The sequence below is a fragment of the Pseudocitrobacter cyperus genome, assembly GCF_039889165.1.
Lineage (GTDB): Bacteria > Pseudomonadota > Gammaproteobacteria > Enterobacterales > Enterobacteriaceae > Pseudocitrobacter > Pseudocitrobacter cyperus.
Window position 1 is genome coordinate 24,250 of record NZ_JAYMYY010000004.1, and the last position, 26,157, is coordinate 50,406.

The following is a 26,157-nucleotide window of genomic DNA, read 5'->3' on the forward strand; positions in this document are numbered from 1 at the left end:
TAAAGACAATTATGGATCTGATTCACTTTCTGATTGATTTTATTCTACATATTGATGTGCATCTGGCCGAACTCGTCGCGCAATATGGCGTCTGGGTTTATGCCATTCTGTTTTTAATTCTCTTCTGTGAAACAGGCCTGGTTGTCACGCCCTTTTTGCCGGGAGACTCCCTGCTGTTCGTCGCCGGGGCGCTGGCCTCGCTGGAAACCAATGACATTAACGTCCATCTGATGGTGGTGCTGATGTTGATTGCGGCGATTGTGGGCGATGCGGTGAACTACACTATTGGGCGGCTGTTTGGCGAAAAATTGTTCAGCAACCCGAACTCGAAAATTTTCCGTCGTAGTTATCTGGATAAAACACACCAGTTCTACGAAAAACATGGCGGAAAGACGATTATTCTGGCGCGCTTTGTCCCGATCGTGCGTACCTTTGCACCGTTTGTCGCGGGTATGGGTCACATGTCCTATCGCCATTTTGCGGCTTATAACGTGATTGGCGCATTCTTATGGGTTCTTTTGTTTACCTATGCGGGCTACTTCTTTGGCACAATTCCGATGATTCAGGATAATCTTAAGTTATTGATTGTCGGCATTATTGTGGTCTCAATTTTGCCGGGAATTATCGAGATTGTACGCCATCGTCGCGCGGCGGCAAAACAAGTGAAGTAAGCGCAAATTCGCGGTTCGACCACTTTTTTGTCCAAAGTTTCGGGCTGTTATGTTTTAATGTGCAACATTCATGGTCTGTAAGGGGCAAAAATGGCATTATGCGCCCCTTATGACAAAACTGGCATCGACCAGGTTCAGGCAGAAAGGTTATCAATGAGCTGGATTGAACGAATTAAAAGCAACATCACCCCTACACGCAAAGCGAGCATTCCTGAGGGTGTATGGACCAAGTGCGACAGTTGTGGGCAGGTTTTATACCGCGCCGAGCTGGAGCGTAACCTGGAGGTTTGCCCTAAGTGTGACCACCACATGCGAATGTCTGCGCGTAATCGCCTGCATAGCCTGTTGGATGAAGGCACACTGGTGGAACTGGGAAGCGAGCTTGAGCCCAAAGACGTGCTGAAGTTCCGTGACTCCAAAAAATACAAAGACCGTCTGGCATCCGCTCAAAAAGAAACGGGCGAAAAAGATGCGCTGGTGGTGATGAAAGGCACTCTTCACGAGATGCCTGTCGTGGCTGCGGCATTCGAGTTCTCCTTTATGGGCGGTTCGATGGGTTCCGTGGTTGGCGCGCGTTTTGTCCGTGCGGTTGAGCAGGCGCTGGAAGATAACTGCCCGCTGATTTGCTTCTCCGCATCCGGCGGCGCACGTATGCAGGAAGCGCTGATGTCGCTGATGCAGATGGCGAAAACCTCTGCGGCGCTGGCGAAAATGCAGGAACGTGGCCTGCCTTATATCTCCGTACTGACCGACCCTACCATGGGCGGCGTATCGGCGAGCTTCGCGATGTTGGGCGACCTGAACATTGCTGAGCCGAAAGCGCTGATCGGCTTTGCCGGCCCGCGCGTTATCGAACAAACCGTTCGTGAGAAACTGCCGCCGGGATTCCAGCGCAGTGAGTTCCTGATTGAGAAAGGGGCAATCGATATGATTGTTCGTCGCCCGGAAATGCGCCTGAAACTGGCGAGCATTCTGGCGAAGCTCATGAATCTTCCGGCGCCAAACCCGGATGAAGCCCACGAAAGTGTGGTGGTACCGCCGGTACCGGATCAGGAACCAGAGGCCTGATAATGCAAAGGGCAGGGCCAGACGGCGCTGCCCTTTTTGCTTCTCATCACCGTTAAAGAAATTGCGGGCATCATGGACAATAAACTTATTCCTCAGGCCACGTCGCCCCTGGCTACGTGGCTTTCCTATCTGGAACATCTCCACACCAAAACCATCGACCTGGGTCTGGAACGCGTGGGCGAGGTGGCAGCCCGGCTCAATGTGCAGAAACCGGCGCCCTTCGTCTTCACCGTGGCCGGAACCAACGGCAAAGGCACGACCTGTCGGACGCTGGAAGCGATGCTGATGGCGGCAGGCTATAAGGTGGGTGTTTACAGCTCTCCTCATCTGGTGCGCTATACGGAGCGTGTGCGCGTACAGGGCGCAGAGCTTGCAGAAAGCGCGCATACGGCTTCTTTCGCGGCTATTGAACAGGCGCGAGGCGATATCTCCCTGAGCTATTTTGAATATGGCACCCTCTCTGCGCTGTGGCTGTTTAAGCAGGCGGGGCTGGATGTGGTTATTCTCGAAGTTGGGCTCGGCGGGCGACTGGATGCGACGAATCTGGTAGACCCGGATGTGGCGGTCATTACCAGTATCGCGCTGGATCACACCGACTGGCTGGGGCCAGACCGCGAAAGTATTGGTCGCGAAAAAGCCGGGATTTTCCGCGCCGGGCGTCCGGCGGTGGTGGGGGAGCCTGATATGCCAGCGACTATCGCTGATGTTGCTCGTGAAAAGGGCGCACAGTTGTTACAGCGGGACGTAGCCTGGCAGTATGGCGTCGATGCGCAAAGCTGGTGGTTTAGCGATGCGACAGGCCGCCTGGACACGCTGCCGTTGCCGCAGGTGCCGCAACCAAACGCCGCTACCGCACTGGCTGCGCTGCGCGCCAGCGGCCTGAAGGTTAGCGAACAGGCCATTCGTGAAGGCATCGCCAGCGCGATTCTGCCCGGGCGCTTCCAGACGATTCAGGCCTCGCCGCGCGTGATCCTCGATGTCGCACATAACCCGCATGCGGCCGCATATCTCGCCGGGCGTCTCAAATCTGAGCCGCTAACCGGGCGCGTTCTGGCGGTTATTGGTATGCTGCATGATAAGGATATTGCCGGCACGCTGGCGTGTCTGGAAGGCGTTGTCGATAGCTGGTATTGTGCGCCTTTAGAAGGGCCTCGCGGAGCCACGGCTGAACAGCTTGTGGAACATCTACGCGCAGGGACAGTCTACGCCAGTGTGGCACAGGCGTGGCATGCGGCAATGGCCGATGCCGGGCCGGATGATACGGTGCTGGTGTGTGGTTCCTTCCACACGGTAGCGCATGTAATGGAAGAGTTAGACGCGGGGAGAACCGGTGGCAAGTAAGTTTCAGAACCGCTTAGTCGGGACGATTGTGCTGGTAGCGCTGGGGGTTATCGTGCTGCCAGGGTTGCTCGACGGGCAGAAAAAGCATTACCAGGATGAGTTTGCCGCGATCCCACTGGTGCCAAAACCGGGCGACCGCGATGAGCCGGATATGTTGCCGACGGCAACGCAGGCGCTGCCTGCGCAGCCGCCGGAAGGCGCGGCGGAAGAGGTGAGGGCGGGCGACGCAGCGGCACCATCGCTTGATCCTGGCCGTTTTGCCGCGGCGAATAATAATGGTATTGATCCTGCGCCTGCGCCGGTTGAACAACCAAAACCGAAACCAAAGCCTGTTGAACAGCCAAAACCTAAACCGCAGCCAACGCGCGATGTCGCCAGCGAGCAAATCGCCGCCGCGACCGAAGCGCCGCCGGCAAAACCTGCGCCTGCTGAAAAACCGGCGCCGGAAGGAAAGGCGTATGTGGTACAGCTTGGCGCGTTGAAAAATGCCGATAAAGTTAACGAGATTGTCGCGTCGCTTCGCGGTGCGGGCTATCGCGTCTATACGTCGCCTTCCACGCCAGTTCAGGGTAAAATTACCCGCATTCTGGTGGGGCCTGATGCGTCGAAAGATAAGCTGAAAGGTTCTCTTGGTGAGCTTAAGCAACTCTCCGGGCTGAGCGGGGTGGTGATGGGGTATACGCCGAATTAAAGGTGGCCTGACCCCTCACCCCGACCCTCTCCCCATAGGGGAGAGGGGAAAACCAGCGCCGAACTTAGCATCGTGCTCGGGCGATCCCCTCTCCCCTATGGGGAGAGGGATAGGGTGAGGGGGTTTTACCCCCTCCAGAAGTGATGGCGTTGAACATTTTTTCAGCGCCATTTTTATTTTCGCAGGGAAAGGAAATCCCTACGCAAACGTTTTCTTTTTCTGTTAGAATGCGCCCCGAACCGGATGACAGGGCGTAGCATCGTGGGACACATATGGTCTGGATTGATTACGCCATTATCGCGGTAATAGGTTTTTCCTGTCTGGTTAGCCTTATCCGTGGCTTTGTTCGTGAAGCGTTATCGCTGGTGACATGGGGCTGTGCCTTCTTTGTCGCCAGTCATTACTACACTTACCTGTCCGTCTGGTTCACGGGCTTTGATGATGAACTGGTTCGCAACGGGATTGCTATCGCGGTACTGTTTATCGCGACGCTTATCGTCGGCGCTATCGTTAACTACGTTATCGGTCAACTGGTGGAAAAAACCGGTTTGTCGGGAACGGACAGAGTGTTGGGCATCTGCTTTGGTGCGCTGCGCGGGGTGTTAATCGTCGCCGCTATTCTGTTCTTCCTCGATACCTTTACGGGCGTTGCGAAAAGCGAAGACTGGCATAAATCGCAGCTTATCCCGCAGTTCAGTTTCATCATCAGATGGTTCTTTGACTATCTGCAAAGCTCGTCAAGTTTCTTGCCCAGGACATAAGTCCTGAGATGTGGCTTAACGAGGAAAAGACGTATGTGCGGTATTGTCGGTATCGCCGGTGTTATGCCGGTCAACCAGTCGATTTATGATGCGTTAACGGTGCTGCAGCATCGTGGACAGGATGCCGCGGGCATCATTACCATTGATGCGAACAACTGCTTCCGGTTACGTAAGGCAAACGGGCTGGTCAGCGATGTCTTTGAAGCTCGCCATATGCAGCGTATGCAGGGCAATATGGGGATTGGTCATGTGCGCTACCCAACCGCTGGCAGCTCCAGCGCGTCCGAGGCGCAACCTTTCTACGTTAACTCCCCGTATGGCATCACGCTCGCGCATAATGGTAATCTGACCAACGCGCACGAACTGCGTGAGAAACTGTTCGAAGAGAAGCGCCGCCACATCAACACCACCTCTGATTCTGAGATCCTGCTGAATATCTTCGCCAGTGAACTCGACAACTTCCGCCATTATCCGCTGGAAGCCGACAACATCTTCGCCGCGATTGCGGCCACTAACCGCCAGATCCGTGGCGCTTATGCGTGCGTGGCGATGATCATCGGCCATGGCATGGTCGCCTTCCGCGACCCGAACGGTATTCGCCCGCTGGTGCTGGGTAAGCGCGATGTTGGCGATGGCCGTACCGAGTATATGGTTGCTTCCGAAAGCGTGGCACTGGATACGCTGGGCTTTGAGTTCCTGCGCGATGTTGCGCCGGGCGAAGCGGTATATATCACCGAGAAGGGTCAGCTCTTTACCCGCCAGTGTGCAGAGAATCCGGTCAGCAACCCGTGCCTGTTCGAGTACGTCTATTTCGCGCGTCCGGACTCCTTTATCGACAAGATTTCCGTCTACAGCGCGCGTGTGAATATGGGCACCAAACTCGGCGAAAAAATTGCCCGCGAGTGGGAAGATCTGGATATCGATGTGGTGATCCCGATTCCGGAAACGTCCTGCGATATCGCGCTGGAAATCGCCCGGATTCTGGATAAGCCGTATCGCCAGGGCTTTGTGAAAAACCGCTATGTGGGTCGTACTTTTATCATGCCGGGTCAGCAGTTGCGTCGTAAATCCGTGCGCCGCAAGCTGAACGCCAACCGCGCCGAGTTCCGCGATAAAAACGTCCTGCTGGTGGATGACTCTATTGTGCGTGGTACCACCTCAGAGCAGATTATCGAGATGGCGCGCGAAGCAGGAGCGAAGAAAGTGTATCTGGCGTCAGCCGCACCGGAAATTCGCTTCCCGAACGTGTATGGTATCGACATGCCAACCGCCACCGAGCTGATTGCCCACGGGCGTGAAGTGGATGAAATCCGCCAGATTATTGGCGCAGATGGTCTCATCTTCCAGGATCTTAACGATCTGATCGACGCAGTACGCGCAGAAAACCCGGATATTCAGCAGTTTGAATGCTCCGTGTTCAACGGCGTCTACGTCACCAAAGATGTTGACCAGCAATACCTCGATTATCTCGATTCCCTGCGTAACGACGACGCCAAAGCGGTGCAGTTGCAGAACGAAGTGGAAAACTTAGAGATGCATAACGAAGGGTAAACTTCCCACCGCCAGGGGCAACCCTGGCGTACTCTCCTCCCTGAAAAACAGTTCTGTTTTGCAGTCCTAAAACCACACAATTGCGATGGTTATTCTGTTTTTACAACCTGCCTCTTGCGCCTGGCAGTTGATGCGGATATACCAGACTCATCCTTATAAATCCTCGCGGCAGGTGCATGATGAGAGACATTTTTACCACCCAGGACATCCCCTGCCAGGAGCGATTTTCTGTTTTCCAGGATATTGTCAGGGCGCGTTTTCTCTCGTCGTATGAGTGCGATCTTGCAATGTCAAATACGGCATCTTCTCGTTTCTACGCCAACATCATTCAGCACCGGGTGGTTGATCTCCAGTTTCTGCTGCTGGAATCGAACAGCCATTCAGCCGCCAGTAAGCCTGTTCCCTCCGGCAGCGGGCACAATGGCGATTTCTATATTGAATTACAGCGTTCGGGAAGCGGGCGGCTGACGCAGGACGGCAGAACCGCATTCCTGCGGCAGGGCGATTTTTGCTTTTGTGATATGTCCAGGCCGGTTTCCTGGTCATTTGAAAATGATTACTCTCTCTACAAGATTATGATCCCCAGAGAGAAATTCGCCAAAAAGCTGGGCTGTACGCAAAATTTCACCGCCAAAGCGGTGCGCGGTAACAGCGTTTCCGGCTCGCTGGTCTACAGTTTTGCGATGAAGTACATCCCATTCCTTGATACCATTTCGCCACAGCACGCCTCGCAACTGTCTGATATTTTACTTGATCTCATTATCTCCGCGCTCAGCGAACTCAGCGTGGCGGTACCTGCACAGCCCAATAGCCATTCCACGCTCTTTTATACGGCTCAGGAATATATTAATACCCATCTTGCCAATCCGGAGTTAAGCCTGCAGGAGTGTGCGCAGAAATGCGGTATTTCACCTCGCTATCTGCAAAAGCTTTTTCAGGAGCAGGGAACCACGGTCAGTAAGTGGATCCAACAGCAAAGAATGGAAAAATATAAACAAGCGCTGGTTAATCCTCTGTTAACCACCAAAAATATTACCCAGATTGCCTATGACTGCGGCTTTAATGATATTTCAAATCTTAGTCGTCGGTTTAAGGCCGAGAATCTGGTGACGCCTTCAGAATATAGAAAATTACATTTCGCCAGATTAACAACAGGTTAATTCTGTACTCCCATTTAAAAAACATAAAATTAACAGTTTACGCAACGTAATATTCCAGCTTCCGGGATTGTGTGAACTCATCCTGCATTTTTATTACTCCGCAGCAAAATGACGAAAATTAGTTCGTTATTTACCAAGTCTCCCCGCTGAACTCGCTCCAGAATCTCCCTGTTTGCACAAGGAGTTCATTATGGGTCTCTTATCGATCACGACAGGTGAAGGGCTGGATGCCTGTGTTGAAAAACACGCTTCTACGACGGCCATTATTGAGGGCCGTAGCGGTAAGGCAATGACCTGGAGATCGCTCTCTTGTGCGGTTGATGATATTGCGAAGGGCCTGTTAGCAAAAGGATTAAGAAAAGGGGATCGCCTCGGGATATGGGCGCCCAACAGCCTGGAGTGGGTTATCTGTTTTCTGGCCGCGGCGAAAATCGGCGTGATAGTCGTGGGGATTAATATCCACTTCAAAGAGAAAGAGCTGGAAAATGTGCTGCGGGGGCTCAATCTGCGAGCGCTCTGTTTCAACGATGGTTTTCGCGACAATAACTTTAATCGCATGTTGGCGGCGCTTCCCGCGGATGTGGTGCCGGAGATAGTGATTGGTTATGGTGAACAGCATGCGGAAACCGTCCAGGGCTGGTCTGGGCTGGTCGCGCTGGGGCAAGGCGTTGGCGAAGAGCAATACTCTGCCGCACAGGTTGCGGTCTCTTGCCATGATGCGGTGGCCATTCAACTTACATCCGGTAGCATGGCGCAGCCAAAACGGGTGCTATTAAGCCACTACAACCTTCTCAATAATGCCTTCTTCGGCGCTTCTCGTCTTGGCGTCACGCCAACTGACTCTCTCTGCCTCCCCATTCCATTTTTTCACTGCTTTGGGCTGGTGTACGGACTTTACTTCGCGGTGATGTCCGGTTGCAGCCTGGTCATTCTCGATAACTACAGCACCGACGAGATCCTCAACGCGGTGCAGCGCTATCGCTGTAGCGTGCTGCATGGTGTTCCCACGATTTTCAGCCGTCTGATCCAGCACCCGCGGTTGTCAGACTACGACATTTCGACACTTGAAAAAGGCGTGGTCGCCGGGGCGTATTGCTCACCCAAACTGGTCTGCGATATCGCCACTCGCTTAGCGATGCCGGGTATCGCCGTCTCCTGGGGGCAGACAGAAACCTCGCCTTGTTGTACGCAAACGCTGCCAGAAGAGAGTTTGGCTGTAAAAAGCGTGTCTATCGGCAGGCCGCTGCCGTTTGTCGAAATGAAAGTGATAGACGGCAAAACAAAACAGCAGTGCGCCCCGGGCGTCAAGGGTGAACTCTGTACGCGCGGTTATCACCTGATGATGGGCTATGACGGCGATCCTGAACTGACTCATCAGGTGATTGATGAACAGGGCTGGTTTCATAGCGGTGATATCGGGTTTATCGACCAGGAAGGGAATTTTCATTATGCCTGGCGAAAAAAAGAACTCATCGTCCGCGGGGGAGAGAATATTAGCCCGCGCGAAATCGAAGAAGCCATTCTGGAATGTCCTGGTATCGATGCGGTTTATGTCTTCGGTGTGAGTTCAGAAAGCATGGGTGAAGAGGTGGTCGCCGCGGTTTGTCCCCAGCATGAGCGACCTGTCAGCGAACAATTACTACTGAATTTTCTACGGGAACGTATTGCGAGATATAAAGTACCGGCCCACCTCTACTTTTTCTCAACGTTTCCACTAACGGCCTGCGGAAAAACAGATAAACAGTCTATTCGTCGCTCAATAAATACATTAATGACGTTACCGCCTGCTGAATAAATTATCGGAGCCCTGATTTTCAGGGTGCTGGATGCAATCTCTGTGAGAGGAACGAAAATGAGTAATAAAGCACTGGAAGGTGTAACTGTTGTTGAACTGGCGACATTTATCGCCGTACCTGCAGCCGGACGTATGTTGGCGGATATGGGGGCGACAGTCATTAAAATAGAGTCCCTTGACGGCGATAATTTGCGTTATACCGCGCCAACGGAAGGTCGCCCTCTGAATCAGTATGAAAACACCACGTTTGATTTAGAAAATGCCAATAAGCGTGGCATTGCGATTAACACCAAAACGGAAGCCGGGCGGAAAATACTTTTTCAACTGCTGGAAAAAGCGGACATCTTTCTCACTAACTGGCGCCCTAAGGCGCGTGAACGCGCCGGGTTAAGTTATGAATCGCTGAAAGCGAAGTTTCCGAAGCTGGTTTATGCCAGCGTGACCGGTTATGGCGAGAGCGGCCCGGATCAGGATCTGCCCGGTTTTGATTACACGGCATTTTTTGCCCGTGCGGGGATCCTCGGCTCTCTGTACCAGAAAGGCACGGTACCGATGAATGTCATCCCAGGGCTGGGCGATCACCAGTGCGCGATGGGGCTGGTTTCCGGCGTACTGGCTGCCTACATCCGGGCAATGAATACCGGGCTTGGCGAGTATGTCTCAACCAACCTGTTACATACCTCTATTTATACTCAGGCGATTATGGTTCAGGCGGCGCAGTATCCGGACTACGGCCAGCCTTACCCAATCGATCGCCGTACCACCACCAGCCCGTTCGTACTGGCCTACAAAACCCGCGATGAGCGTTTTGTGCAGGTGTGTATGCCGGTTTATGACGCCTATTACGCGAAGTTTATGAGCTGTATTGGTCGCCCTGACCTGGCGGAAGATGAGCGCTATACCCGTTTGCAGGAAGTGGCGAAACACAAACGCTCCCCTGAGGTGTATGACATCGTCTGGGCGCAAATTGAGCAGAAAACCGCGCAAGAGTGGCGGCAAATCTTTATTGAAAACGATATCCCCTTCAGCGTGGCGCAAACCTGGGAAGAGGTGTTACAGGACGAGCAGGCCTGGGCGATTGATGTTTTCTATTCCATGAAATATGACAACGGCAGCGAAAAAGCGCTGGTGCGTTCGCCTATCTCCATGCGCGAATGCGGTCTGCCGGAATATCGTCGCGCGCCCCTGCTGGGCGAAGACTCACCGGCTATTCTGCGCGAGCTTGGCTATAGCGAAGAGGACATCGCGGGCCTTGAAAGCAATAAAGATATCTCCGTCTGGCGTGATTGACAGCGTAAAGGAGTGACGATGATGCACGACATAATCACCCTGGGCGTCGATATCGGTTCGTCGGCATCCAAATGCGTCATTATGCGTAACGGCAGTGACATCGTGGCGAAATCGCTGGCGCCGGTGGGCGCTGGCACATCCGGCCCGGAAAAAGCGATTGCCGACGTTTTGCAGCAGTATGGCGGCAGCCTCACGGATATTCACTGGATATGCGCCACGGGTTATGGCCGTAACTCACTAAAGGCGGCCAATAAAGAGGTCAGCGAATTGAGCTGTCACGCCAAAGGGGCGAACTATCTCTTTCCCGGCGTGAAAACGGTCATTGATATTGGCGGTCAGGATGTTAAAGCGCTGCATATGGATGGTCAGGGGCGGTTGCTCAATTTTGTGATGAACGATAAATGCGCGGCGGGTACCGGGCGTTTTCTCGATGTCATGTCACGGGTTCTGGAAACTGATATTGGCGAACTGGCCGCGCAGGGGGCGCTTTCACAAAAGCGCGTCACCATCAGTTCAACCTGTACGGTCTTTTCCGAAACCGAGGTGATTTCACATTTAGCGAACAGCGAAACGATCCCGGACATTATTAATGGCATTCATCAATCCGTGTCCAGCCGTATTGCGGGTCTTGCCAAGCGCGTCGGTATTGAAGCTCCGGTAGTGATGACCGGCGGCGTATCGAGGAATTTCGAAGTGGTACGCTGCGTCAGCGAAGAAATTAATGCGCCAATCGCAACCTCTCCGCTATCCCAATTTAATGGCGCCATCGGCGCGGCGATATATGCGTGGGAATCCTATCGCCAGACAAAGAATAACGAAACAATTATCACAGGAAGAATTTTATGAGCGATGTAATTAACGCAACGCCAGAATATATTCCAGCCAGGAAAAGGCTGCAACAAATTGCCGCCGATGCTTACCAGCGGGCCTGGGATGCCAAAGCTAACGGTGAAATGGTCGGCTGGTGCGCATCTAACTTTCCGCAGGAAATTGCCGAAACGCTGGGGCTATGCGTCGTCTACCCGGAAAACCAGGCGGCAGCGATTGCGGCCAAAGGCGGCGGCCTGCGAATGTGCGAGCATGCCGAGAGCCTGGGCTATTCCAACGATATCTGCGCTTATGCCCGTATCAGCCTCTCATTTATGGATGTGAAGCACTGCGATGAGATGGATATGCCGCAGCCGGACTTCGTGCTGTGCAGTAATAATATCTGTAACTGCATGATTAAGTGGTATGAAAATATCGCCTATGAGTTGCAGATCCCGATGATCCTCATCGATATCCCCTATAAGAATGAATATGACACTGATGATGTTTCCGTGCGTTATATCCAGGGGCAATTCGATGATGCTATTCGCCAACTGGAGAATATTACCGGCAAAACTTTCTCGCAGGAAAAATTTAAAGAGGTTTGCGAAATATCACAGCGCACCGGCAGAGCATGGCTGAAAGCCGCTGAGTATTGCCAGTATCAGCCGTCGCCAATGAACGGTTTTGATCTGTTTAACCATATGGCGGTGGCGGTCTGCGCCCGAGGAAAACAGGAAGCAGCCGAAGCCTTTGAATTACTGTGTGAAGAGATGGAACAAAATATCCGTGAAAATAAATCGACCTATAAAGGCGAAGAGAAATTCCGGGTTCTGTTTGAAGGCATTGCCTGCTGGCCCTATTTGCGCGCTACTTCCACGCCGCTGAAGGAGCAGGGAATAAATGTTACCGCCACGGTCTATGCCACGGCATTTGGTGTGATTTACCAGAATAGCGCAGAGATGATGCGCGCCTACTCATACGTTCCCAACTGCGTATCGGTAGAGCGTGCGGCGGATATGCGTATTGATGTTTGCCGGCAGAATAACGTCGACGGTGCGGTTATTCATATTAACCGTAGCTGCAAGATGTGGAGCGGCATTATGCCCGAGATCGAGCGTAAGCTTCGCCGTGAATTACAGATCCCGACCGTCACCTTTGACGGCGATCAGGCCGATCCGCGTGGCTTCTCTGAAGCGCAATATGTGACGCGTATCGAAGCGCTGGCGGAAATTATGGCGGCGAACAAAGCTGCGGCTCAGGGAGGCGATCGCTAATGGACACATTAAAGCAAATGCTGGATCAGTTGCAGACGGTGGCAAATACGCCCGCTCAACAACTCGATCATCTGGTGAAAAGCGGTAAGAAAGTGGTTGGCTGTTTTCCGGAATATACGCCGGATGAAATTGTGTATGCCGCCGGGCTCGTGCCGTTTGGTATCTGGGGGCAGGAAGGGCGAGAAATCACCGAAGCGAAGAAATATTTCCCGCCCTTTTATTGTGCGCTGGCGCTTTCCTCACTGGAGATGGGGCTTGATACGGTGCTCAATAAATTATCGGCGGTCATTATCCCCTCGCTGTGCGATACGTTGAAATGTCTGGGGCAGAACTGGAAAACGGGTGTACCTCAGGTTCCCTTTATTCAGCTCGTGCATCCGCAGAATCGCGAAACCGCCGCCGGGATTGATTTCCTGACCGCACAGTATAAAAAAATTGCCGAACAGTTGACCGCCATTTCAGGTATTCCCGTTACTGATGAAGGGCTCGCTGAGGCAATAGAACGCTACAACCAGCATCGGGCGGCACTACGTGCCTTTTCGCTGGCGGCGGCGAAATATCCCCATATTTTTACCCCCGCGCTGCGTAATGCGGTAATTAAGAGCGGCTACTTTATGGATGTCGTCGAACACACTCGCCGTGTCTGGGATATTGTGACGCTCGCCAATCAGCAACCTTTAGAAGCCTGGCACGGGCATAAAGTTGTCATTACCGGCATTATCGCCGACAGCCCGGCGCTGCTGCAGATTTTTGCCGATAACCAGATGGCGATTGTTGCCGATGAAGTGGCCCATGAATCCCGCCGCTTCCGTCAGGATGTGCCGGAGGATAGCTGCCCATGGCGAGCGATGGCGCGACAGATTGCAGAACTGAAAGGTTGCTCCCTGCTTTTCGATGTGAAGAAAACCCGTGGCAGTGTGCTGGCGGAGATGGTGCGCGAGCATCATGCCGACGGCGTGGTGTATTTACTGACCAAATTCTGCGACCCGGAAGAGTTTGATGCGCCGGTAATTAAAAAATATCTCGATAGAGAAGGGATCCCTTCAATCATTATCGAGATTGACCAACAAACTAAAACATATGAGCAGGCCAGAACGGCATTGCAGACATTCGCTGATGTTTTGTCAGTGAAGTAATGGCATTGCATTTTGTTTGATTAAGCCTGGCGACGGAATCTGTCGCCAGGGTTGACGCTCTGTATAAAATATTATCGAGGATTTATGGGCATACTATGTCTGGTAATCGGTCTCGTTATTTTGATGGCGATGTGTATGAAAGGCATACACGTTTTCATTTCCGTTTTTGTCACCAGCCTTTTTCTGGCAGTGACAGCATGGATGACCTCAGCAGGAACAATAAACCCGCTGGATATTATATTAAAAATATATACCGGAGGCGTAGGCAGTTATTTTGGTAACTTTTTCTTTATCTTCGTCCTCGGGGCTATTTTCGGCAAGTTAACGGCAATTAGCGGCGCGGCGGATAGCGTGGCGTCGTTTATTATCGGCAAATTTGGTGAAAAAGCGGTTATCCCTTCACTGGTGGCTGCCTGCGCAATTCTGGCTTATGGCGGCGTCTCCGTTTTCGTTGCGCTGTTCACCGTCTACTCCATGATGGTCAGCCTCTTTCGGAAAGCGAATTTGCCGCGCCGCTTAATTCCGGCGGTCTATTTTGCCGGGGCAGGCACGTTCGTCATGATCATGCCCGGCTCACCGCAAATTCAAAACCTGATCCCGATGAAATTTCTCGGCACCTCCGCCACCGCGGGGCTGGTACCCGGCATGATCACCGCACTGTTCCAGGTGACGCTGGTTATCGTCTACCTGAGCTGGCTGTTTAAGCGTGTGCGGGCAAATGGCGAGGGCTGGCAGGAAGATGAAAAGAGCGCCAAAGCCGGAAACAGCGCGCCTGCGCGCACGCTGCCGCATGTGGTGGTGGCGCTGCTGCCGATGCTGGTGCTGTTGGTTGTGCTGAACGTACTGAAGTGGGATCCGGCCATCGCGCTGTTCGCCGCGATCGTCGCGGCGCTGGTGGTCTACCTGCGCTATCTGAACTGGAAAGAGATCATCAGCAACCTGGCCGCCGGCACGATGGAAGGGGTGATGTCGTTGTTCAACACGGCAGTGATCGTCGGTTTCGGCGCGCTGGTTATGACGCTGCCTGCGTTCCAGCAATCCTTCCAGGCGATTGTCCATTCCGGGCTGAATCCCTTAATGGTGACGGCGATTTCCGTCGGCGCGCTGGTGTTTATCAGCGGCTCAGGCTCCGGGGCGCTCAGCGTCGCGATGCCGCTTATCGCCAGCATGTTCCCGGCGAGCGTGGTTGACCAGGGGGCGCTGCACCGTGTGGCGACAATGTCCTGCATGAGTACTACTCCGCCGTTTAACGGGCTGATTGTGACGGTACTGAGCGTCTGCGGCGTGACCCATAAAGAGGGCTACGGGCCGGTTGGCGTTCTGACGCTGGCGATCCCCCTGGTCGCGATGTGCTTCATGCTGCTGCTGTATGCGTTCCTGCCCGCCTCGCTGCTGGCGTTAGGTTAAGCATTTATCTTTTACATGGATTAAGGGAGACATAAACAATGAATTTCCAGTTAACGGAAGAGCAAATCTTAATTCGCGACATGGTGCGCGAGTTTGTCGAAACGGAAGTTAAACCCATCGCGGCGGAAATCGATCGTGAACACCGTTTCCCGGCTGAAAGCGTTGCGCCGATGGCGGAAACCGGGCTGTTTGGTTTCAACATCGATGAAGCGTTCGGCGGGACAGGGGCGGATATTATCAGCTATGTCCTCGCCACCGAGGAGATGTCAAAGGTAAGCGCCGCACACGCCATGATCATGGGCTCGCAGTGTTCTTTGACCGGGCCAATTATTCAGGAATATGCCGACGAAGAGACCAAACAGCGGTTGCTGCCTGGCGTGGTGAGCGGTGAAAAGATTGGTTGCTTCTGCCTTTCTGAGCCCGGTGCCGGATGTGACGCGGCGGCTCAGCAGACGGTTGCCGTTCGCCGTGGCGATGAGTATGTGATTAACGGTTCCAAGCTGTGGATCACCGCCGCGCCTCAGGGGGCGTTTTATATCGTCTTTGCCATGACCGATAAAAGTCGCGGCGTCAAAGGCATCACCGCGTTTCTGGTTGAACGCGACAATCCTGGCATCAGCATTGGCATCCCGGAAGAGAAAATGGGCATGAACGGATCGGATACCTGCTCCGTCAGCTTTAGCGATTGCGTGGTTCCGGTGAGCGCGCGTCTGGGCGAAGAGGGGCAAGGGTTCCATATTGCCATGTCAACGCTGGATGGTGGCCGCCTGAGCTGTTCGGCGATTGCGCTGGGCATTGCCCAAAGCGCGCTGGACGCCACCATCGCCTACACCAAAGAGCGTATTCAGTTTGGTAAACCGATTGCCGCCAACCAGGGCGTGCAGTGGATGCTGGTGGAGATGGCGACGCGTGTCGATTGCGCCCGCATGCTGGTCTATCGTGCAGCGGCGGCAAAAATGGCCGGGGAAGCGTACACCCTCGAGTCAGCGCAGGCGAAGCTCTACGCCGCCGAAACCGCCACCTACGTGACGCAAAAAGCGGTACAGCTTCATGGCGGCATGGGCTACACCAAATCGTATCCGGTCGAGCGCCTGATGCGTGAAGCCAAGCTAACGGAAATCTTTGAAGGCACCAGCGAGATCCAACGCATGGTGATTGCAAAGCATATTTTGGCCTGATGGTTTGATAGATAACGGAAGAGATATCAACGTATGAAATTAATCACATGCTGCAAAGTGGTTCGCGATGAACTGGATATTACCACGGGGCCTGGCCGCGAACTGATAACGGAAAACGCAGGCTTGAAGATCAGCCTCTACGACCTGAACGCCCTGGAAGCTGCCGTCGAGATCGCGCAGGGGCATCCGGACTCACAGATTACCGTGTTGAGCCTGGGTAACAAGGCCATGCTCGAAAACTCGAAGATCCGCAAAGATATTTTATCCCGTGGCGCCGATGCGCTGACCGTCATTGCGGATGACGGTTGTGATGTCCTTTATCCAACGGAATCCGCGGCATTGCTGGCGAACGCGGCGGAAAAAATAGGCTTTGACCTGCTGATTTGCGGCGAGGGTTCCGGGGACTTATATGCCCAGCAAACCGGCATGCAGATTGGCGAGCGTTTAAATCTGCCCTGCATTAACGCAGTCAGCAAGATTACCGTTAATGGTTCCAGCGTAATTATTGAACGTACCCTGGAGGATTCGGTGGAGGAGCTTGAGCTATCGTTGCCTGCCGTCATTTCAGTCAGCTCAGATATCAACGTTCCAAAACTTCCCTCGATGAAAGCCATTCTGGCGGCGAATAAAAAACCGGTAACTCAATGGGGGCTCAGTGATGTTGACGGCGCTCTGGCGCAGACCACCGCTGTGCGCGTCTCGGCGCAGGCGCCAGAGCAGGCAGAGCGATTGGGCATTATCGTCGAAGGCGATTCCGATGAGGCTATTGCGACGCTGGCGGGATACTTACGTCAGGCCCTTAACTAATTCATTTGAGCAAGGAAGTTTACTATGGCAACGCTATTACCTTCTGTATTTGTCTATGCCGATAATACCCAGCGGATGGCTGAACTGGTGGCGCTTGGCCGCCAATGGGGCCAGCGAGTTCATTTGCTTTTCATCGGCAGTGACGCGCAGGCGCAGGAGTGCCTGTCCCTGGGGGCGGATGTAATCCACCATTTTTCCGCGCAAGAGGGCGTTATCGTTGAAGATTACGCGCTCTCTTTCAGCCAGGTGATTCGCGACGCTAATTCCCAGGGCCTGGTTGTTTTCTCCGCGTCCAAACGCGGTAAAGCCATCGCGGCTCGTGTCGCCGCGCGTCTTGAGTGCGCTGCAATCAATGATGCATCCAGTGTAGAAATCGCCGAGGGCGCGATGATGGTTTCGCACCCGCTGTACGGTGGCCTCGCTCATGGTCGGGTTCAGCTTCGTTCCGCCTGGAATGTCATCACGCTGGGGGCCGGGCAGACGGCAGACGGCGCGGCAGCCAGTGTCACCGCAACGGTCGAACCAGCCGCCTTTATCGCGCCGCCGCATGCGATTAAATTCCTGTCACGCAAGCTTAAACCGGCAAGCCAGGTTGATCTCGGCAAAGCGAAGTGCGTGGTGGGGGTTGGCCGAGGCTTTGCCAAAGAAGAGGATCTTGCGCTGGCTCAGCAGCTTGCCGCGGTATTACATGCAGAAGTGGGCTGTTCGCGACCCATTGCCGAAGGTGAGGGGTGGATGGAGCAGGAGCGCTACGTTGGGGTTTCCGGCGTGGCGTTGGGTGCCGATGTTTATATTGCCGCCGGGATCTCCGGGCAGATCCAGCACATGGTTGGCGTCAATCGCGTGAAGACCATTGTGGCCGTCAACAAAGATAAAAACGCGCCGATATTCAGCGTGGCCGATTATGGCATCGTGGGCGACCTGTACAAGATCCTTCCCGAACTAAGCAAGAAAATGGCGGAGTAAAAACATGGCAGACGATGTGTTTGACGCCATTATTGTCGGCGGCGGCGTGGCAGGAGGCACCGCCGCCTACGTGCTGGCAAAGGCGGGATGTGAAGTGCTGGTAATTGAAAAAGGCAACTTCGCGGGGAGCAAAAATATGACCGGTGGGCGTTTATACGCCCACAGCCTTGAAGCCATCATGCCGGGCTTTGCCTGCGAAGCCCCGGTTGAACGGCAGGTTGTCAGGGAAAAAATCACTATGCTGACGGAGGATTCTGGCGTCACGCTGGATTACCAGCATCCGGGGCACTCTCTGGCGGAAGAGGCTTCCTGGACGGTGCTGCGTGCGACGTTCGATCCCTGGCTGATGGGCAAAGCGGAAGAGGTCGGCGCGCAGGTTATCACCGGCGTCCGAGTGGACGAACTTATCGTAAAAGAGGGAAAAATTTGCGGCGTGAAGGCGGGAGACGATGAGATTGAAGCCCGGGTGGTGATCCTTGCCGACGGCGTGAACTCATTGCTGGCGAAAAAAGCGGGGATCAAACAGCACATCAGCCCGCATACGGTGGCTGTCGGGGTAAAGGAACTGATTGAATTAACGCCCGCGCAGATGGAAGACCGCTTCGGCTGTGTCGGAACGCAGGGCACCGCATGGCTCTTCGCGGGGGCGCCGTCCTGTGGCCATATGGGCGGTGGTTTCCTTTACACCAACAAAACCACGGTGTCATTAGGCCTGGTGATGGGGCTGCATAATGCGGGTAAATTCACCCACAGCGTGCCGCAAATGCTGGAGAATTTTAAACATCACCCGGTTGTCGCGCCTTTGGTCGCGGGGGGAAAATTGCGGGAGTATTCCGCGCATATGGTGCCTGAAGGCGGGCTGAATATGGTTTCTGAGCTGGTGGGTGAGGGCGTGCTCATTACCGGCGATGCGGCAGGGCTATGCCTGAATATTGGCTACACCGTTCGCGGGATGGATCTGGCCATTGCGTCAGGCGAAGCGGCGGCAAAGGCGGTGATTGCCGCGAAAGAGCGGGGGAATTATAGCCGTCAGGGGCTGGCGCTATACAGCGATCTGCTGAATCGTAGTTTTGTTATGAACGATCTCAAACTCTACCGGAATATGCCGGACTTAATGGATAATCCGCGACTTTTTACTGAATATCCCGACATGATGGCCAATATGATGAAATCGGTGTTTACCGTTTCCGGTAGCCAACAGCCGCTGCGTAAGAAACTGTTCCCACATATTAAAAAACCGGGGTTGCTTAACTTATTGAAAGACGGTCTTAAAGGAGCGCGATCGCTATGAATAATGTGAACGTGGATATCAAACTTGGGGTGAACAAATTTTATATCGATGAAGGCAACCCGCATATTATTCTCAACGAAAAGATCAACCCCGATCTTTTTAAACAACTGATGATGGCGTGTCCGGCCGGGCTATATCGCCGTGATGATAAAGGCCAGTTTTTATTCGATTATGCAGGCTGCCTTGAATGTGGAACCTGCCGGGTTTTGTGTGGTGAATCGATTCTTTCAAAGTGGGAATATCCGGTGGGCTCGATGGGAGTAGAGTATCGTTTTGGTTAATGATTAGGCGCAGATTTTTCTCCGGTCACTTTTCAATAATGTGAGCAAGCTGGTCAAATTAATCGCGCAATAATCTTACACTAGCACCCTAATCCATACAGGGAGAAGGGGTAATGGATGGTATGGCTTCTATCCGTTGTCAGCACGAATATTTGGGCAAAAACATGGCTCTATTTCTTGCTGACAGTAACCGGCCTCAGCACAGTATTATCTTGCTTTTATTGGTTACAAAACCCTTTTCTCTGCTTTGCTTCAGTGTTCATCGGAGTATCATGCCGCAATAACCATGTAAAAAGTGTGGTATATGGTGCGCCTGTCGCGGCGTGAATAATTGTTGCGAAAGGTGCAGGGAAAGCCAGGTCTTCGCTACGGAATAACAATAAGATGACTGGAAATAATAGCCTCAACACTTCTCATGGCGTTAATCGCCGTGATTTTATGAAGCTTTGTGCAGCACTGGCCGCCACCATGGGGCTCAGTAGTAAAGCGGCCGCCGAGATGGCCGAATCTATCACTCGCCCACAGCGTCCACCGGTTATCTGGATTGGCGCGCAGGAGTGTACCGGCTGCACGGAATCTCTGCTCCGTGCAACGCATCCCACTGTGGAAAACCTCGTGCTGGAGACTATCTCTCTGGAGTATCACGAAGTCCTTTCCGCCGCCTTTGGCCATCAGGTTGAAGAGAACAAGCACAACGCGCTGGAAAAATACAAAGGTCAGTATGTGCTGGTGGTCGATGGCTCAATCCCATTGAAAGATAATGGGATTTACTGCATGGTCGCCGGTGAACCGATTATCGACCATATTCGCAAAGCGGCAGAAGGGGCTGCGGCGATTATTGCTATCGGCTCCTGCGCTGCCTGGGGCGGCGTGGCGGCGGCGGGCGTTAACCCGACCGGCGCGGTAGGGCTTCAGGAAGCCTTGCCGGGCAAAACGATCATCAACATTCCTGGCTGTCCGCCCAACCCGCACAACTTCCTTGCGACCGTCGCTCATATCATCACCTTTGGTAAACCGCCGAAGCTGGATGCTAAGAACCGCCCGACGTTTGCCTATGGTCGTCTGATTCACGAGCACTGCGAACGTCGTCCGCACTTTGATGCCGGGCGCTTTGCGAAAGAGTTCGGTGATGAAGGCCATCGTCAGGGGTGGTGTCTGTATCACCTGGGCTGCAAAGGGCCGGAAACTTACGGTAACTGTTCGACGCTGCAATTCTGCGAAGTCGGCGGCGTCTGGCCGGTTGCTATCGGTCATCCGTGCTATGGCTGTAACGAAGAGGGCGTCGGTTTTCACAAAGGCATTCATCAACTGGCGACGGTTGAAAACCAGACGCCGCGCGCGGAAAAACCGGATGTAAACCTGAAAGAAGGCGGCGAGATTTCAACTGGAGCCGTGGGTTTACTGGGCGGTGTGGTTGGCCTGGTCGCGGGCGTCAGCGTGATGGCCGTTCGTGAGCTGGGGCGTCAGCAGAAGAAAGATAACACTGACTCACGGGGAGAATAACCGTGAACAGAAGAAACTTTATCAAAGCCGCCTCGGGCGGCGCACTGCTGCTGGGGGCTGCGCCTTCCGTGGCTCATGCGGCGGAAAACCGTCCGCCGATTCCTGGTTCGTTGGGGATGTTATACGACTCAACACTTTGCGTCGGCTGCCAGGCCTGCGTGACCGAGTGCCAGAATATCAACTTCCCGGCGCGCAACCCGCAGGGCGAACAAACCTGGTCCAACAACGACAAACTGTCGCCCTATACCAATAACATCATTCAGGTGTGGCGTAGCGGAACGGGCGTTAACAAAGATAAAGAAGAGAACGGTTACGCCTACATCAAAAAGCAGTGTATGCACTGTGTAGACCCGAACTGTGTCTCCGTGTGCCCGGTTCAGGCGCTGAGAAAAGACCCGAAAACCGGCATTGTGCATTACAACAAAGATGTCTGCACCGGCTGCCGTTACTGCATGGTCGCCTGTCCCTATAACGTGCCGAAATACGATTACAACAACCCATTTGGTGCCATTCACAAATGTGAACTCTGTAACCAAAAGGGCGTTGAACGTTTAGATAAAGGCGGGTTGCCGGGCTGCGTCTCCGTTTGTCCGGCAGGTGCGGTGATTTTTGGCACCCGCGAAGATCTGATGGCTGAGGCGAAAAAACGTCTGGCTCTGAAACCGGGAAGCGAATACCTCTACCCACGTCAGACCCTGAAAACAGGGGATACCTACCTGCATACGGTGCCGCACTATCATCCACACCTATACGGTGAGAAAGAGGGCGGCGGAACGCAGGTGCTGGTGTTGACCGGTGTGCCTTATGAGAATCTGGGCTTGCCGAAGCTGGATGAGCTCTCTACCGGGGCGCGTTCTGAACACGTCCAACACACCGTTTATAAGGGCATGATGCTGCCGCTTGCTTTGCTCGCGGGATTAACCGTGCTGGTTCGCCGTAATACAAAAGGCAAACTTCACGATGGAGGAGACGATCATGAGTCATGATCCTAAACCGCTGGGCGGGAAAATCATCAGCAAGCCGATCATCATTTTTGCTCCGCTGGCTGTGCTGTGTCTGATCATGATCGTCAAACGTCTGATCTGGGGGTTGGGCTCCGTTTCCGATCTTAACGGTGGATACCCGTGGGGGATCTGGATCGCCTTCGATTTGTTGATCGGCACCGGCTTTGCCTGCGGCGGTTGGGCGCTGGCCTGGGCGGTGTATGTCTTCAACAAAGGGCGCTATCACCCGCTGGTGCGCCCGGCGCTGCTGGCCAGCCTCTTTGGCTATTCGCTCGGCGGCCTGTCGATCACTATCGACGTTGGGCGTTACTGGAACCTGCCGTATTTTTACATTCCGGGGCACTTTAACGTTAACTCGGTGCTGTTTGAAACCGCCGTCTGTATGACCATCTATATCGGCGTAATGGCGCTGGAGTTTGCCCCCGCGCTGCTGGAACGGATGGGCTGGAAGGTGCCGCTTAAGTTCCTCAATAAACTGATGTTCTTCATCATTGCGCTCGGCGCATTGCTGCCGACGATGCACCAGTCTTCCATGGGGTCATTGATGATCTCGGCGGGCTATAAAGTGCATCCGCTGTGGCAAAGCTACGAGATGCTGCCGCTCTTCTCGGTTCTGACCGCTTTCATCATGGGCTTCGCCATTGTGGTGTTTGAAGGTTCGCTGGTGCAGACCGGGCTACGGGGAAGAGGGCCGGATGAGAAATCGCTGTTTGTGAAGCTGATGAATACCGCCAGCGTGTTGCTTGCGCTGTTCCTGGTGCTGCGCGTCGGTGAGCTGGTTTATCGCCACAAACTGTCGTATGCCTTTGCGGGGGATTTCTACTCCTTCCTGTTCTGGCTGGAAGCGCTGCTGATGATCTTCCCGCTGGTGGTACTGCGTGTCGGAACGTTACGCAATGATTCGCGCATGCTTTACCTGTCCGCACTGAGCGCGCTGTTGGGCTGTGCGACCTGGCGTATCGCCTACTCGCTGGTGGCGTTCAACCCCGGTGGCGGCTACCACTACTTCCCGGCCTGGGAAGAGCTGCTGATTTCTATAGGTTTTGTGGCAATTGAGATTTGTGCATACATCCTGCTCATTCGTCTGTTGCCGATACTTCCCCCTTTAAAACAAAACGACAACAAGCGTCATGAGGCGAGCAAAGCATGAGCCAGAGAATTACGATTGACCCGGTAACCCGAATTGAAGGGCACCTGCGCATCGACTGCGAAATTGAAAATGGCGTGGTATCTAAAGCGTGGGCCTCTGGCACCATGTGGCGTGGGATGGAAGAGATTGTTAAAAATCGCGACCCGCGCGATGCGTGGATGATTGTGCAGCGTATCTGCGGTGTTTGCACCACCACGCATGCCATCGCATCCGTGCGTGCCGCAGAAAGCGCACTGAAGATTGATGTGCCGGTGAATGCGCAATACATCCGCAATATCATCCTGGCGGCGCATACGACCCATGACCACATCGTTCATTTTTATCAGCTTTCCGCGCTCGACTGGGTGGATATTACCTCCGCCCTGAAGGCCGACCCGGCAAAAGCCTCGGCGATGCTGACGGGCGTGTCAAGCTGGCCTCTGAACAGCGCGGAAGAGTTCACCAGGGTTCAGAATAAAATCAAAGATCTGGTTGCCAGCGGTCAGTTGGGGATTTTTGCCAACGGCTACTGGGGGCACCCGGCGATGAAACTGCCGCCGGAAGTGAACCTGATTGCGGTGGCGCACTATTTACAGGCGCTGGAGTGCCAGCGCGACGCGAACCGCGTGGTGGCACTGCTGGGCGGTAAATCACCGCACATTCAGAACCTTGCTGTTGGCGGGGTAGCGAACCCTATCAACCTTGATGGCCTGGGCGTGCTGAACCTTGAACGCCTGATGTATATCAAATCCTTTATCGACAAACTGAGCGATTTCGTTGAGCAGGTTTATAAAGTCGATACTGCGGTCATTGCGGCGTTTTATCCGGAGTGGCTGGAGCGTGGTCGCGGGGCGGTGAACTACCTGGCGACGCCGGAATTTCCGACCGATGGCAAAAACGGCAGTTTCCTCTTCCCGGGCGGCTATATCACCAACAGCGATCTGTCGACGTACCGTCCAATCAGTTCTCAGTCTGATGAGTTTCTGATCAAAGGGATTCAGGAGAGCGCAAAACACGCCTGGTATAAAGACGAATCGCCACAGGCGCCGTGGGAAGGCACCACCGTGCCGAACTACACCGGCTGGTCAGAAGACGGTAAATACTCCTGGGTGAAAGCGCCGACCTTCTACGGCAAAACCGTTGAAGTGGGGCCGCTGGCGAATATGCTGTGCAAACTGGCGGCAAAACGCGAAGCAACCCACGCGAAGCTCAATGAAATCATCGCCATTTATACCAAATTGACGGGCAAAACGCTGGGCGTTGAGCAACTGCACTCCACGCTCGGGCGTATCATCGGGCGCACCGTCCATTGCTGTGAATTACAGACTATTTTGCAGCATCAATACAGCGCGCTGATCGCCAATATTGGCAAGGGCGATCACACCACCTTTGTGAAACCGAATATCCCGGCAACCGGTGAGTTTAAAGGCGTCGGATTCCTCGAAGCGCCGCGCGGTATGCTGTCGCACTGGATGGTGATCAAAGACGGGATTATCAGCAACTATCAGGCGGTTGTGCCTTCCACCTGGAACTCAGGCCCGCGGAATTTCAATGACGAAGTCGGCCCGTATGAGCGTTCGCTGGTGGGGACACCGGTCGCCGATCCGGAAAAACCGCTGGAAGTGGTGCGCACTATTCACTCCTTCGACCCGTGCATGTCCTGCGCGGTGCATGTGGTGGACGCCGACGGCAACGATGTTGTCGCGGTGAAGGTGCTGTGATGCGGATTTTAGTCTTAGGCGTCGGCAATATTTTGCTCACCGATGAAGCTATCGGTGTGCGTATTGTGGAAGCCCTGGAGCAGCGCTATATCCTGCCTGATTACGTCGAGGTACTCGACGGTGGGACGGCAGGCATGGAATTACTGGGCGATATGGCTGACCGCGATCACCTGATTATCGCTGACGCTATCGTCTCGCGCAAAAACGCGCCGGGCACCATTATGGTGCTGCGAGATGATGAAGTTCCGGCGCTGTTTACCAACAAAATCTCTCCGCATCAGCTTGGGCTGGCCGACGTTCTGTCGGCCCTGCGCTTCACGGGGGAGTTTCCGAAAAAACTCACCCTGGTAGGCGTCATTCCTGAATCGCTGGAACCCCATATCGGTTTAACGCCAACCGTAGAGGCGATGATTACGCCAGCGCTGGAGCAGGTGCTGCTGGCGCTGCGCGAATCGGGCGTTGAAGTGGTTGCCCAGGAGGAAACGCATGCCTGAAGAGATCAGCGGTTTTTCAACGTCGCCGCAGTTATTGGTGCAGGCGGCTTTTGAAGAGGTGGCTTGCCGTTCGATGCATGATTTGGCGTTTCTCCACCCAACAATGCCGGTCTCCGTATCGGGCTTCACGCTATTTGAGGGGCAGTGGACGGGCTGTGTCATCACCCCGTGGATGCTGAGCGCGGTTATTTTCCCCGGCCCGGATCAGCGCTGGCCGCATCGCACCGTCAGTGAAAAACTGGGGCTGCAATTGCCTTACGGCACCATGACCTTCACCGTGGGCGAGCTGGAAGGGGTTTCGCAATATCTGTCATGCTCGCTGCTGTCGCCGCTGCCTAAAGCGCTTTCGGTGGAAGAGGGGCTTCGCCTGATGGAAGACTGTGCGCGAATGCTGCTTTCGCTGCCAGTGAGTAATCCGGATGCGCCGGATATGGCAAGCCGCCGCGCGTTGCTGTTTGGTCGCCGGAGCGTCGCGGATGCATGAGCTTTCGCTGTGTCAGAGCGCGGTGGATATCATCCAGCAGCAGGCCCGGCAGCACGGTGTCAACCGCGTGACGGGCGTATGGCTGGAGATCGGCGCGCTCTCCTGCGTGGAAGAGAGCGCCGTGCGTTTCAGCTTTGATATCGTCTGTCAGAATACCGTCGCACAGGGCTGCGAATTGCATATTGATTATCGCCCCGCGCAGGCCTGGTGCTGGGATTGCAGCCAGGCGGTTGCAATCACCCAGCATGACGCGCGTTGCCCGCAGTGCGAGGGGGCGAATTTGCGCGTCGATACGGGCGATTCATTGCGGGTAAAAAGTATTGAAGTGGAATAACCGGAGTTAA

General features: G+C 54.2%; 25 protein-coding genes. All 25 read left to right on the forward strand.

Features of this window, described 5'->3' with window-relative positions:
• The first annotated feature begins 11 nt into the window (after positions 1-11).
• A complete protein-coding gene (locus VSR74_RS14040; RefSeq protein ID WP_347795279.1) occupies positions 12-671 on the forward strand; it encodes a DedA family protein in 660 nt (219 codons plus the stop codon).
• Positions 672-824: 153 nt separating this feature from the next.
• The gene (gene accD, locus VSR74_RS14045; RefSeq protein ID WP_347795610.1) at positions 825-1,739 is read left to right on the forward strand and encodes an acetyl-CoA carboxylase, carboxyltransferase subunit beta; all 915 of its coding nucleotides are present in this window, start codon (positions 825-827) and stop codon (positions 1,737-1,739) included.
• Positions 1,740-1,811: 72 nt separating this feature from the next.
• A complete protein-coding gene (folC, locus tag VSR74_RS14050; RefSeq protein ID WP_347795280.1) occupies positions 1,812-3,080 on the forward strand; it encodes a bifunctional tetrahydrofolate synthase/dihydrofolate synthase in 1,269 nt (422 codons plus the stop codon).
• The gene (gene dedD / locus VSR74_RS14055; RefSeq protein ID WP_347795281.1) at positions 3,070-3,771 is read left to right on the forward strand and encodes a cell division protein DedD; all 702 of its coding nucleotides are present in this window, start codon (positions 3,070-3,072) and stop codon (positions 3,769-3,771) included. The genes folC and dedD overlap by 11 nt, the downstream gene beginning before the upstream one ends.
• 272 nt (positions 3,772-4,043) lie before the next feature.
• A complete protein-coding gene (cvpA, locus tag VSR74_RS14060; RefSeq protein WP_015963619.1) occupies positions 4,044-4,532 on the forward strand; it encodes a colicin V production protein in 489 nt (162 codons plus the stop codon).
• 33 nt (positions 4,533-4,565) lie between these two features.
• On the forward strand, positions 4,566-6,083 hold the full coding sequence (gene purF, locus VSR74_RS14065; protein WP_347795282.1) for an amidophosphoribosyltransferase: 1,518 nt from the start codon (positions 4,566-4,568) through the stop codon (positions 6,081-6,083).
• Positions 6,084-6,259: 176 nt separating this feature from the next.
• Positions 6,260-7,243, forward strand: coding sequence for a helix-turn-helix domain-containing protein (locus tag VSR74_RS14070; protein ID WP_347795283.1), 984 nt, complete (start codon positions 6,260-6,262; stop codon positions 7,241-7,243).
• A 190-nt stretch (positions 7,244-7,433) separates the two neighbouring features.
• The gene (locus tag VSR74_RS14075; RefSeq protein WP_347795284.1) at positions 7,434-9,038 is read left to right on the forward strand and encodes an AMP-binding protein; all 1,605 of its coding nucleotides are present in this window, start codon (positions 7,434-7,436) and stop codon (positions 9,036-9,038) included.
• Between the two features lie 57 nt (positions 9,039-9,095).
• Complete coding sequence (locus tag VSR74_RS14080; protein WP_347795285.1) at positions 9,096-10,328, forward strand: CaiB/BaiF CoA transferase family protein; 1,233 nt, start codon at positions 9,096-9,098, stop codon at positions 10,326-10,328.
• Between the two features lie 18 nt (positions 10,329-10,346).
• Entirely contained in the window at positions 10,347-11,174 is an 828-nt protein-coding gene (locus VSR74_RS14085; RefSeq protein ID WP_347795286.1) for an acyl-CoA dehydratase activase, read from the forward strand.
• Positions 11,171-12,412 carry a 2-hydroxyacyl-CoA dehydratase subunit D gene (locus VSR74_RS14090; protein WP_347795287.1) on the forward strand — a complete coding sequence of 414 codons (1,242 nt, stop codon included), beginning with the start codon at positions 11,171-11,173 and terminating at the stop codon, positions 12,410-12,412. The genes VSR74_RS14085 and VSR74_RS14090 overlap by 4 nt, the downstream gene beginning before the upstream one ends.
• Positions 12,412-13,548, forward strand: coding sequence for a 2-hydroxyacyl-CoA dehydratase subunit D (locus VSR74_RS14095; protein ID WP_347795288.1), 1,137 nt, complete (start codon positions 12,412-12,414; stop codon positions 13,546-13,548). Before VSR74_RS14090 ends, VSR74_RS14095 begins: the two co-directional genes overlap by 1 nt.
• A gap of 84 nt (positions 13,549-13,632) precedes the next feature.
• Complete coding sequence (locus VSR74_RS14100; RefSeq protein ID WP_347795289.1) at positions 13,633-14,955, forward strand: GntP family permease; 1,323 nt, start codon at positions 13,633-13,635, stop codon at positions 14,953-14,955.
• 38 nt (positions 14,956-14,993) lie between these two features.
• Entirely contained in the window at positions 14,994-16,133 is a 1,140-nt protein-coding gene (locus VSR74_RS14105; protein ID WP_347795290.1) for an acyl-CoA dehydrogenase family protein, read from the forward strand.
• Between the two features lie 33 nt (positions 16,134-16,166).
• Entirely contained in the window at positions 16,167-16,940 is a 774-nt protein-coding gene (gene fixA, locus VSR74_RS14110; protein ID WP_347795291.1) for a putative electron transfer flavoprotein FixA, read from the forward strand.
• A gap of 24 nt (positions 16,941-16,964) precedes the next feature.
• Positions 16,965-17,906: an FAD-binding protein gene (locus VSR74_RS14115; protein ID WP_347795292.1), complete on the forward strand. Its 942-nt coding sequence runs from the start codon at positions 16,965-16,967 to the stop codon at positions 17,904-17,906.
• A gap of 4 nt (positions 17,907-17,910) precedes the next feature.
• Positions 17,911-19,197 carry an FAD-dependent oxidoreductase gene (locus tag VSR74_RS14120; protein ID WP_347795293.1) on the forward strand — a complete coding sequence of 429 codons (1,287 nt, stop codon included), beginning with the start codon at positions 17,911-17,913 and terminating at the stop codon, positions 19,195-19,197.
• Complete coding sequence (locus tag VSR74_RS14125) at positions 19,194-19,478, forward strand: ferredoxin family protein (protein ID WP_347795294.1); 285 nt, start codon at positions 19,194-19,196, stop codon at positions 19,476-19,478. Before VSR74_RS14120 ends, VSR74_RS14125 begins: the two co-directional genes overlap by 4 nt.
• Positions 19,479-19,862: 384 nt before the next feature.
• Positions 19,863-20,981: a hydrogenase 2 small subunit gene (gene hybO, locus VSR74_RS14130; protein ID WP_347795295.1), complete on the forward strand. Its 1,119-nt coding sequence runs from the start codon at positions 19,863-19,865 to the stop codon at positions 20,979-20,981.
• Positions 20,982-20,983: 2 nt separating this feature from the next.
• The gene (gene hybA, locus VSR74_RS14135) at positions 20,984-21,967 is read left to right on the forward strand and encodes a hydrogenase 2 operon protein HybA (protein ID WP_347795296.1); all 984 of its coding nucleotides are present in this window, start codon (positions 20,984-20,986) and stop codon (positions 21,965-21,967) included.
• Positions 21,957-23,135 (forward strand): Ni/Fe-hydrogenase cytochrome b subunit, encoded by a 1,179-nt coding sequence (hybB, locus tag VSR74_RS14140; RefSeq protein WP_347795297.1) that lies wholly within the window; start codon positions 21,957-21,959, stop codon positions 23,133-23,135. The genes hybA and hybB overlap by 11 nt, the downstream gene beginning before the upstream one ends.
• Positions 23,132-24,835 carry a hydrogenase 2 large subunit gene (gene hybC / locus VSR74_RS14145; protein ID WP_347795298.1) on the forward strand — a complete coding sequence of 568 codons (1,704 nt, stop codon included), beginning with the start codon at positions 23,132-23,134 and terminating at the stop codon, positions 24,833-24,835. The genes hybB and hybC overlap by 4 nt, the downstream gene beginning before the upstream one ends.
• Positions 24,835-25,329 carry a HyaD/HybD family hydrogenase maturation endopeptidase gene (locus VSR74_RS14150; RefSeq protein ID WP_347795299.1) on the forward strand — a complete coding sequence of 165 codons (495 nt, stop codon included), beginning with the start codon at positions 24,835-24,837 and terminating at the stop codon, positions 25,327-25,329. Before hybC ends, VSR74_RS14150 begins: the two co-directional genes overlap by 1 nt.
• Positions 25,322-25,813, forward strand: a complete 492-nt coding sequence (gene hybE / locus VSR74_RS14155; protein ID WP_347795300.1) for a hydrogenase-2 assembly chaperone — start codon at positions 25,322-25,324, stop codon at positions 25,811-25,813. The genes VSR74_RS14150 and hybE overlap by 8 nt, the downstream gene beginning before the upstream one ends.
• Positions 25,806-26,147 (forward strand): hydrogenase maturation nickel metallochaperone HypA, encoded by a 342-nt coding sequence (gene hypA / locus VSR74_RS14160; RefSeq protein WP_347795301.1) that lies wholly within the window; start codon positions 25,806-25,808, stop codon positions 26,145-26,147. Before hybE ends, hypA begins: the two co-directional genes overlap by 8 nt.
• Positions 26,148-26,157: the final 10 nt, after the last annotated feature.